Source organism: Mesorhizobium sp. B4-1-1 (assembly GCF_006439375.1).
GTDB lineage: Bacteria > Pseudomonadota > Alphaproteobacteria > Rhizobiales > Rhizobiaceae > Mesorhizobium.
In genome coordinates this window covers 1-9,716 of the sequence record NZ_VFTH01000047.1, presented here as the reverse complement: position 1 = coordinate 9,716, position 9,716 = coordinate 1, and the positions used below count along the sequence as shown (strand labels likewise).

The 9,716-nt window shown below is 63.9% G+C and carries 9 protein-coding genes; 2 read left to right on the top strand and 7 right to left on the bottom strand.

Annotated elements, in window-relative coordinates; translation table 11 throughout:
* The first annotated feature begins 120 nt into the window (after positions 1-120).
* Positions 121-408 carry a GIY-YIG nuclease family protein gene (locus tag FJW10_RS30180; protein WP_140902755.1) on the top strand — a complete coding sequence of 96 codons (288 nt, stop codon included), beginning with the start codon at positions 121-123 and terminating at the stop codon, positions 406-408.
* 311 nt (positions 409-719) lie between these two features.
* On the opposite strand, the gene FJW10_RS30170 is transcribed toward FJW10_RS30180, so the two are convergent.
* From FJW10_RS30170 to FJW10_RS30150, 5 genes are read right to left on the bottom strand one after another with little or no spacing between them, the layout of a single operon-like run.
* Positions 720-2,753: an aldo/keto reductase gene (locus FJW10_RS30170; RefSeq protein WP_140902754.1), complete on the bottom strand. Its 2,034-nt coding sequence runs from the start codon at positions 2,751-2,753 to the stop codon at positions 720-722.
* Positions 2,754-2,811: 58 nt separating this feature from the next.
* Entirely contained in the window at positions 2,812-3,897 is a 1,086-nt protein-coding gene (gene ugpC / locus FJW10_RS30165; RefSeq protein ID WP_140902753.1) for a sn-glycerol-3-phosphate ABC transporter ATP-binding protein UgpC, read from the bottom strand.
* Positions 3,898-3,908: 11 nt separating this feature from the next.
* A complete protein-coding gene (locus tag FJW10_RS30160; protein ID WP_140902752.1) occupies positions 3,909-4,745 on the bottom strand; it encodes a carbohydrate ABC transporter permease in 837 nt (278 codons plus the stop codon).
* A complete protein-coding gene (locus FJW10_RS30155) occupies positions 4,742-5,602 on the bottom strand; it encodes a sugar ABC transporter permease (protein WP_140902751.1) in 861 nt (286 codons plus the stop codon). The genes FJW10_RS30160 and FJW10_RS30155 overlap by 4 nt, the downstream gene beginning before the upstream one ends.
* Before the next feature lie 53 nt (positions 5,603-5,655).
* Entirely contained in the window at positions 5,656-6,924 is a 1,269-nt protein-coding gene (locus tag FJW10_RS30150; protein WP_140902750.1) for an ABC transporter substrate-binding protein, read from the bottom strand.
* 106 nt (positions 6,925-7,030) lie between these two features.
* Between FJW10_RS30150 and FJW10_RS30145 the strand changes: the two genes are divergently transcribed.
* Positions 7,031-7,900, top strand: a complete 870-nt coding sequence (locus FJW10_RS30145; RefSeq protein ID WP_140902749.1) for a helix-turn-helix domain-containing protein — start codon at positions 7,031-7,033, stop codon at positions 7,898-7,900.
* 58 nt (positions 7,901-7,958) lie between these two features.
* On the opposite strand, the gene FJW10_RS30140 is transcribed toward FJW10_RS30145, so the two are convergent.
* Positions 7,959-8,213 carry a DUF1344 domain-containing protein gene (locus FJW10_RS30140; protein ID WP_140902748.1) on the bottom strand — a complete coding sequence of 85 codons (255 nt, stop codon included), beginning with the start codon at positions 8,211-8,213 and terminating at the stop codon, positions 7,959-7,961.
* Positions 8,214-8,370: 157 nt separating this feature from the next.
* The coding region (locus FJW10_RS30135) for a HAMP domain-containing sensor histidine kinase (protein WP_140902747.1) at positions 8,371-9,716 on the bottom strand (1,346 nt) is incomplete at its 5' end.

The window sequence follows — 9,716 nt, the reverse complement described above, 5'->3', positions numbered from 1 at the left end:
CTAGGGCGGAGCAAGGAGCGAAGCGACGCGCGCAGACCCTAGAATCCATGCCGTGACATTGGCCATAGAATGCAACGACCCAGAATAGCCGTTGGTAGTAGCGCCAGGTAAGATCGCCACGTGACAGGCTACGTCTACATGACCGCGAGCCAGAAAGGCGGCACGATCTATATCGGCGTCACCAATGATCTTGCTCGCCGTATGCCCGAGCATAAGACCGGCCAGGGCTCCACGTTCACCAGCCGTTACGGCGTGCAGCGCCTCGTCTGGTACGAAGAGCATTTCGACATCACCGATGCCATCCAGCGTGAGACGTCATTGAAGCGCTGGCCACGCCAATGGAAGGTCGAATTGATCGAGAAGACCAACCCTGAATGGTTCGAGCTGTTTCGCGGGATCGGCTGGTGAGCGTTCTGGACCGTGGCGGCTCTCAACCGTCATGGCATGGATTCTAGGGTCTGCGCGCGTCGCTTCGCTCCTTGCTCCGCCCTAGAATGACGAAGGAGGCGCCGGCGCGAGGCCCCCTCTCTGTCCTGCCGGACATCTCCCCCTCAAGGAGGGAGATTGGCAGCTTCGACGCTGGCACCTTTTCTGCAACATTGGTGATTGGCGAAAGCCGGCGTGACATCTGATCTCCCCCCTCGAGGGGGAGATGCCCGGCAGGGCAGAGAGGGGGGCGAAGGAACGCAGCGCCCGTCATCTTGCTCGTGGTCTATCCCCTAAGCCCTGCGCCTTTCCGGCCCCCCGTCCAGCCACGCCAAATCCTCCGGCGTCAGCTTGATATCCAGCGCCTTGAGGCTGTCCTCCAACTCGTCCAGCGTGCGCGGGCCGATCAGCGGCACCGAGGGGAAGGGCTGAGCCAGCACATAGGCCAGCGCGACATGGATCGGGCTCTTGCCGAGTTTTTGGGCCAGTTCGATGGCGCGGTCGCGGCGGCCGAAATTCTTTTCCGAATACCAGACCCGCACCAGCTCCTCGCTGTCATGCTTGTCGCGGCCGGCGCGGTCGGTGAAGAAGCCGCGGCCCTGGCTCGACCAGGCGAAGTTGGGCATCTGCCGCGCCGCCAGCCATGCTTTCCAGGCATCGGTGGAGGAGGTTACGCAGCCGGCCCAGATCGGTTCCAGCATCTCGGCCAGCGAGAAATTGTTGGACAGCGCGCCGGGCTTCTGCCTGCCGTTTTTTTCGGCATAGGCGATCGCCGCATCCATGCGCTGCATCGTCCAGTTGGAGCCGCCGAACAGGCCGCGGATGCGGCCGGCCTTGGCCTCCGCGTCCATGGCGTCGACGAATTCGCCGACCGGCACGTCCGGATTGTCGCGATGCATGAAATAGATGTCGACATGGTCAGTCTGCAGCCGGTCGAGCGACTGTGCCAGCTGCTTGCCGATGACGTCGGGATAACAGAGCGGCGAATGCGCGCCCTTGGCGATGACCACGGATTGCGCGCGCACGCCGCGATTGGCGAGCCATTGGCCAAGCAGCGTCTCGGTGTAGCCGGCGCCGTAGACAAAACCGGTGTCGAACAGATTGCCGCCGGCCTCGAAATAGGCATCGAGCAGGATCGAGCCGGAGGAGAAGGTGCGGAAATCCTCGAAGCCCAGTGCCAGCCGCGAGACGGGCATCGACAGGCCGGGAATGTCACGCTTGCCGATGGCGGCGCCGTTGGTCCTGAGCGGCCGGCCGGAAATGGTGTTGACACGCTTAGCCGGCTTTTCGATCTCATATTCGAGCCCGACGGCGGCGCGCCATCTGTCGAGGACGCGCAGCGTGCCGAGGCTCTCGGCCCAGGACATGCCGGGCCAGGCGAATTCCTGCCGTCCGGCGAGGATCGCCTCGCCGGCGGCATCGATCTCGAAGGAATAGAGGTGGCGGGTGTCGCCGAGGCTGATCACCTCGCGAGCGGCCCCGGACCGGATCACCTCGATCCGGCCCGGTCCGACATCGCGGTTGCCACCGGCGAACCAGAAATCGGGCACCTCGATGCGGCCTTTGGTGCCGAGGATGCGCAGCACATTGTCCTGGTCGAGCGAGATGCTGCAGGAGATTTCGGCGACGATGCCGCCGGGGAAATGCAGCAAGGCCGAGGCCCATTCGTCGACGCCGGACCGGCCGAGATAAGCGGTGCCCATCACCTTGTCGGGCTCGGCGAAAGGCTGGCCGATCGCGGCGCCAGCGATCAGCCGCGCCATCGACACAGGATAGCCGCCGACATCGAGGATGCCACCGCCGGCAAGCTCGTTGGCGTAAAGCCGGTACTCAGGCATGAAGCCCGGCATGGCGAAGCCGAAGCTCGACTTGATCATGCGCACCTCGCCGATGGCGCCCGACTTGATCAGCTCGACCAGCTGCAGCGTCTGCGGATGCAGCCGGTACATGAAGGCCTCGCCGAGGAAGGTGCCTGCCTTGCGCGCCGCATGCATCATGGCATCGGCCTCGAAGGCGGTCAGGGCCAGCGGCTTTTCGCATAAGACATGCTTGCCGGCTTCGGCCGCCTTGATCGCCCATTCGGCATGGCCGGGATGCGGAATCGAAATGTAGACGGCGTCGACGTCCTTGTCGGCAAGCAGCGCGTCATAGCCGTCGAGGATGCGCGCGCCCGGAAAGGTCTCGGAGAGGCCCGGCTTGGCGGGATTGCGGGCGCCGAGCGCCGTCAGTTCGCCGGTGCGCGAACGCGCCACGCCGCCGGCAAAGGATTTGGCGATGCTGCCGGGCCCGAGGATGCCCCAGCGGATTTTCTTGGATGAGGATGTCATATCAAATACTCCATGGGTCGCCGCCACGCCTGGCATGCCGGCAAAGAAAACTTGCGGGTCAACGGATCCTTGCGCCCTTCTTGTCGAAGAGCAGCGCGCGTTCCGCCTTGATCGAGACGGTGAAATGATCGCCGCTGGCGCGCTGGCGCGAGGCCTCGCGCTCGACGATCAGCTCCTCCGGCCCGGCATTGGCGTAGACGTAGCTGACCGAGCCGAGATGCTCGGCGACGTCCGCCTTGACCGGGATGTCGCAATCGCCCTTGCCGGCCTCGAAGAAGTGCTCCGGCCTGACGCCAAGCACGACCTCGGCATCAAGGGCGGGAAAAGCTTCGGCGAGCGGTTTGCGCAACCGCGCGCCGCCATGATGGACGAGCTCGAGGATTGCGGCGCTGTTGGAGATCTCCACGACCTTGGCGCTGAGGAAATTCATCTTCGGCGAGCCGATGAAGCCGGCTACGAAACGGTTTGCCGGGTCGTCGTAGAGGTCGAGCGGCGCGCCGACCTGCTCGACATTGCCGGCTTTCAGCACGACGATCCGGTCGGCCAGCGTCATCGCCTCGGTCTGGTCGTGCGTCACATAGACCATGGTGACGCCGAGCTCCTTGTGCAGGCGCGAGATCTCGACGCGCATCTGGACCCGGAGCTCGGCGTCGAGATTGGAGAGCGGTTCGTCGAAGAGGAAAACCTGCGGTTCGCGCACAATGGCGCGGCCGATGGCGACGCGCTGGCGCTGGCCGCCGGAGAGTTGCTTCGGCCGGCGTTGCATCAATTCGTCGATGCGCAGGATTTCCGCCGCCCGGCTAACCCGGCGATTGGTGTCGGCCTTCGGGTTGCCGTTCATCCTGAGCCCGAAGGAGAGGTTCTGCTCGACGGTCATATGCGGGTAGAGCGCATAGGACTGGAATACCATGGCAATGCCGCGCTCGGCCGGCTCGACATCGTTGATCACCTTGCCGCCGATGGCGATGTCGCCGCTGCTTATGTCCTCCAGCCCGGCGATCATCCTCAGCAGCGTGGACTTGCCGCAGCCGGAGGGGCCGACGAAGACGACGAACTCGCCGTCGGCGATGTCGATGTTGGCGCCGTGGACGACTTCGAAGACGCCGAAGCGTTTGACGACATTGGTGAGGGTGACGGCCGCCATTGCGCTCCTTCCTACTTGACCGCGCCGGCGGCGATGCCGGCGATGAAATGGCGCTGCAACAGCACGAAGACGATGAGCATCGGCACGGTCAGCATCACAGCGCCGGCCATGATGCCGCCCCACGAGACCTTGGTCAGGCCGATCAGCGTGCCGAGCGCCACCGGTGCCGTCATCGCGCCCGGCTGGCTGTTGATCAGCAGCGGCCAGAGATAGTTGTTCCACGAGGCGAGGAAGAGGATGATGGCCAAGGCCGCCAGCATCGGGCGGGCCAGCGGCAGCGCCACGAACAGGAAGATGCGCCATTCCTTGACGCCCTCGACGCGCGCCGCGTCGAACAGCTCCGCCGGCATCATCGAGAAGGCCTGGCGCATGAAGAGGACGCCCAGCGAATTGAACAGCGGCGGCACGATCAGCGCGATCCAGGTGTTGGCCAGAGCGAAGTCGCGCGCCACCATGATGAATTGCGGGATGAGAACCACCGCGTAGGGCAGCGTGATGGTGCCGAAGATGATGGCCACGACCGCGCCCTTGCCGTGGAATTCGTAGCGCGCCAGCGCCCAGCCGGCCATCGAGGTGAGCAGCACCGACAGGATCGTGTAGGTCACCGCGACCGACACCGAGATGCCGATGGCGCCGATGAAATTGGTGTCGCGCTGCAGGTTGGCGACATTGTCGAGGAAATTGTCGTGCGGCAGAAGCTCGATGCCGGCGCTGAAGATGCCGTTGTCGGGCATGGTGGAGAACACCACCATCATCCAAAGCGGGAACAGCCAGACCAGCGCCAGCGGCGTCAGGAAAAGATGCAGCGCAATGCTGCGCCCGAGCCTTGCCTGCGAGCGCGAGGTCATTTCGGTTCCCTCATCAGCCAGAGCTGCACCAGGGTGATGGCGATCGCCAGCCCCGCCATGGTGTAGGCGACGGCCGAGGCGTAGCCGAAATTGAGCGAGCGGAAGCCCTGGCGGTAGAGCAGCAGGCCGAGCGTCTCGGTGCCGCCGCCGGGGCCGCCGCGCTCGGTGATCAGGAACGGCTCGGTGAAGAGCTGCATGGTGCCGATGATCGACAGCACGGCGCAAAAGACGATGACTGGCTTCAGCAATGGCAAGGTGATGTAGAAGAACTGCTTCAGCCTGCTGACGCGGTCGAGTGTCGCCGCCTCGTAGACGTCCTCGGGGATAGACTGCAGGCCGGCCAGGATGATGATGGCGTTGTAGCCGGCCCAGCGCCAGGTCACGGCGATCATGATCAGCGCCATGGCCGGCGTGACGTTGGAGAACCAATCGATCTTGGCCAGCCCGGCGCTGTTCAAGAGCTTGTTGACGATGCCGAAATCGAGGCTGAACATCAGGCGGAAGACGGCCGAATAGGCGACCTCGCCGACCACGACCGGGGCGAAGAAGGCGAAGCGGTAGAGGCCGCGCGCCTTGAGCAGCGGCGAGTTCAGCAGCACCGCCATGACGATCGCCAGCGCAATCATCACCGGCACCTGGATGACCAGGATCAGCAGCGTGTTCTTCAGCGCATTGTAGAAGGCGGGGTCGCCGATCAGGCGGCCCCAGTTGAAGGCCGGCGCGAAGCGCCACGGCACGGTGCGCGTCGCCTGGAAGGAGATCAGGAAGGACGAGATGATCGGCCAGATCCAGAAGATGGCGAAGATCAAAAGGTAAGGCGTGAGGAAGCGGTACGCGGTGGCGTTCTGCGTGCGCATCGTCCTCCTCCTTCTCTGTTTTGCCTTCTCCCACAAGGGGAGGGGCTAATCGCCTACTTCACCGGCAGGCCGGTCGCGGCGGCGATCTGCTTGGCGGCGTCGTCGAGCGCGGCCTTGGCGTCGGGGTAGCCGCTGGCCAGATATTTGGTCTGCACGGCGCGCATGATGATCTCGGCGTCGCTCTGGAACTGCGTGCCGCGGCTCGGCACCACCTTTGGCAGCGTCGCCAGGATATCCTTCCAGACCGCCTGGTCGCCCCAATAGGGCTGCCCTTGCGCGACATAAGGGTCGTCGAGCGCCGAGATCAGCGAGGGCACCAGGCCGAAATCCTTCAGCATGGTGATCTGGCCCTCATTGGTCTCCAGCGTATATTTCAGGTAGGCGTAAGCCGCCTCCTTGTTCTTCGAAGCCGAGGTGATGGCCAGCGACGAGCCGCCGAGATTGGCGGCGCGCGGGCCGTCTGCCGTGAGGCTCGGCATCGGATAGACGCCCCATTTGCCGCTCTCCTTCGGCGATTCGGTGCGGATCGTGCCTTCATACCAGCCGCCATAGACCTGGCTGGCGACGGTGCCGGCGGTGTTGTTGGTGATCTTGGTGGACCAGTCGGCCGACGACACGATGCCGGCGTCCTTCATCTCCTTGACCTTGGTCAGGGCGTCGACGCATTTCGGCTCGGCCACGGTGATCGACTGGCCGTCCTCGGCAAAGTAACCGCAGCCCTGCTCGTTGGAAATCATGCGGAAGAATTCGGTGTCGCCGTTGAAATCGGCATTGGTCATCGACACGCCCGGATTGGCGGCCTGGATCTTCTTGCCGGCGGCGATGAAGTCGTCCCAGGTCTTGATCGAGGCCGGGTCGACGCCTCCCTTCTCGTAGAAGTCGCGGCGGTAGAAGACGGCCACCGGGCCGGAATCCCAGGGCATCGCATAGGCCTTGTCGCCGACTTCCAGCTCGGTGCGCTTGAAGTCGGGGAATTTCTTCTGGTCCTCGGCGCTGTAACCCAGCGTGTGCAGGTCGACGAAGCAGTCCGGGAACTGGCTCCAGTAATTCTCCGCCTCGCCGTTCTCGACCGAGACGATATCGGGCAGGCCAACGCCGCCGGCGGCGCAGCCGGTGATCGATTTGTCATAGGTGGGCTGGTTGCCGAGGTCCTGAACCGTGACCTTGATGTCGGGATATTTCTTGTTGAAGCCCTCGACCGTCGCCTTCAGCGACGAGGCGGCGATGTTCCAGCTCCAGATGGTGATCTCGCCGGACTGCGCCAGGGCCGGGCCGGAGCCCAGGGCAAGCATAAGCGCGGCGCAGGTCAGTGTAGTGCGCATTGAAATCCTCCCATTTCATTTGCTCTCTCACTGTGAGCGTGGCTAGACTATGCGGCGCGGAAGGCTTGTCCCCGTCGAAGGGAATAAGAAGTTGGCGGAAAGTAAGATGCCGGGTCGTCCGTTCTACCAGCCTGGCGCGAGCAGCGTCGAAGGACTGCCGCTTGTTTTGCAGATGTTCCACAACCACCCGTTGGTGATGCTGAAGCCGCACTGGCACGCCCAGGTGGAGGTGAATTTCATCGTTCAAGGCAGCGTCCATTACCGCATGGCCGAGCACGAGATTGCGCTGTCGGCCGGCGAGATGTGCCTGTTCTGGGGCGGCCTGCCGCACCAGATGGACGACCTCTCCGACGACGCCGTCTATGCCGGCGCGCATCTGCCGCTGGTGCATTTCTTCCGCCTGCATCTGCCGGCCGACATACGCCATCGGCTGATGACCGGCGCGACCCTGGTGACCAACGCCACCGACCAGTCGGACAACGACAATTTCAGGCGCTGGAACGAATATGCGCGCTCGGGCGATCCAGCCAGAGCCGAGCACGCCGTCAACGAGTTGCTTCTGAGGCTCGAGCGGGTGCGCTTCGAGCCCTACCGCCTGGTGCCGGGAAGCGCCCCCGGGCAAGGCACAGGCAACCCCTTCGACCAGCAATCCTCGCGCAATGTCGGGCGCATGTGCGATTACATCGCCGAGAATTTCCTCTACGACATCGACTGCGTGACCATTGCGGGCGCCGCCGACATCCATCCCAAATACGCCATGAGCCTGTTCAAGAAATCGACCGGCATGACGCTCAACGAATATGTCAATCTGCTGCGCCTGAGCTACGCGCAGGCGCTGTTGATGCATGAGGACGCCAATGTGCTGAGGGTCGCCATGGAATCGGGCTTCGGCTCGCTCAGCGCCTTCAATAAATCCTTCCGCAAGCTGGCCGGCATGTCGCCTTCCGATTTCCGCCGGGCGGGCGCCGCCCGGTAGCATCGCCGAATGGCGTCGCCGGCAGAGAAAACCCTGCCGGCGTGTCGTGATTGTCGGCTCAGTTGGCCGGTTGGACGGCCGAAACCATGAGCTTGCCGGCCTTGGCGGAATAGGTGACGGTGACCTTTTCGCCGACCTTCAGGGTCTCAACCTCGATGTTTTCGGGCAGGGCAAAGGTCTTGCCGTCGCTCAGCGTGAAGGAATCACCCTGCTTGTCGACGCTGACGATGGTGCCGCTGGCCGCCTTGGCATAGGCCCCGGTCGCGGAGGCAAGAGCCACGATCGCTGCAGCTGCGATGACGGATTTTTTCATCTTCTTTCCTTTCTTCTGTGAGGTTGCTGGCCCGAACCTCGTCGGGCCGCGCTCCCGATCCGGCGGGAACAGCACAAACCTAGAGACCGGAGTTTTCGTGCAGCTGGCAGGGGCTTTACAAATGCGTAAGGCGGCCTGGACGCGGGCTCCGCCTGCCTCAGGTATCCGGAGCTCGCACGGCCGGAAGGCTGATTGTTACGCCGAGACCCGGATTGCACTCCTCGAGCGTTATTGCCGCGCCATGCAGGTCTGCCACCGCCTTGACCAGGCTCAAGCCCAGGCCGCTGCCTGGCGTCGTGCGGCTCGCATCCAGCCGGTAGAGCCGGCGGAACACCTTTTCGCGCTCCTCGGCGGGGATGCCCGGGCCATTGTCGCGGACATGGATGAGGACATGGCTGCCTTCCCTGGTCACCGAGAGCTCGATCGCGGTGCCCGGAGGGCAATGCCTGAGCGCGTTCTCGACCAGATTGGCCAGCATCTGCATCAGCAGGTCGCGGTCACCGTGAATATACCATTTCGTACCCGGAATGATCCCTGTGGACAGGGATTTGCCATCATCCTCGGCGACGTCGGCATAGACCTCGCCGATGGTCTCCACGACCGGGCCGACATCGAGATCGACGAAGCGCGCCTTGCGGGCGCCGGCTTCGATTTGGGCGATGCGAAGCAAGGCGTCGAACGTGCTGTTGATCTGCTGGCTCTCAGCGCGGGCGTCGGTCAGCTCGGTCGAGACGTCCTCGCCCGACACCGTCTTGTCGGCGGCCGATTCCAGGATCATCTGCAGCCGGTTGAGCGGCGTCTTGAGGTCATGGGCGATGTTGGCGCTGACTTCGCGCATGCCGTCGACCAGCGCCGACAGGCGCTCGAGCGCCGCGTTCACCTGGGCGGAGACGGCATCGATGTCGTCGCCGCTGCCGATCAGCGGAATGCGCGCATCGAGACGACCATGCGAGACGTCGACCATGGTGCTGGCGATGCCGTCGAGGCGCCGCTGGACGCGCGAGGCAAGCACGGCGCCGCCGCCGATCGCCAGGACGGTGATGAAGAGCGTGGCCCAGCCGAAGCTCATCAGCACGATCCTTTCCAGATCCTCGGTTTCCGAAAGCGAGAAGGCGACTGTCAAATTGTTGTCGCCGACCCTGCCCGAATAGGCGCGATACTCGGTGTCGGGCGGCACACCCGGCAGATTGGCGGCGAACATGGAAAAGCCATCCGGCAGCGCGGAGGCGGCGAAATCGCCGGCGAGGCGGTTGCCGTTCCGATCGGTGAGGGAAAAAATCTCGTCCTTGTCCTGGCTGAACTGGGCATGGTCCCTGACCGTGGAGACGAGATCCTCCTCGTCGCTCTCGGCATAGGTCGCGGCGATCAGCAAATAGGTCTCCTTGATCGATTGATCGAGCTGCCTGGCGAGCGAGGCGCTCATCAATTGATAGACGATCGCGCCGGACAGGATGAAGGCCAGCAGGAACAGGAAGGCGAAGGTCAGCGCCAGCCTGAACGGCG

Coding starts and splice junctions, on each gene's coding strand:
- FJW10_RS30155 (WP_140902751.1), bottom strand. CDS start 5,602: ATGCGCACGCAGAACGCCACCGCGTACCGCTTCCTCACGCCTTACCTT.
- FJW10_RS30145 (WP_140902749.1), top strand. CDS start 7,031: ATGCCGGGTCGTCCGTTCTACCAGCCTGGCGCGAGCAGCGTCGAAGGA.
- FJW10_RS30160 (WP_140902752.1), bottom strand. CDS start 4,745: ATGACCTCGCGCTCGCAGGCAAGGCTCGGGCGCAGCATTGCGCTGCAT.
- FJW10_RS30140 (WP_140902748.1), bottom strand. CDS start 8,213: ATGAAAAAATCCGTCATCGCAGCTGCAGCGATCGTGGCTCTTGCCTCC.
- ugpC (WP_140902753.1), bottom strand. CDS start 3,897: ATGGCGGCCGTCACCCTCACCAATGTCGTCAAACGCTTCGGCGTCTTC.
- FJW10_RS30150 (WP_140902750.1), bottom strand. CDS start 6,924: ATGCGCACTACACTGACCTGCGCCGCGCTTATGCTTGCCCTGGGCTCC.
- FJW10_RS30170 (WP_140902754.1), bottom strand. CDS start 2,753: ATGACATCCTCATCCAAGAAAATCCGCTGGGGCATCCTCGGGCCCGGC.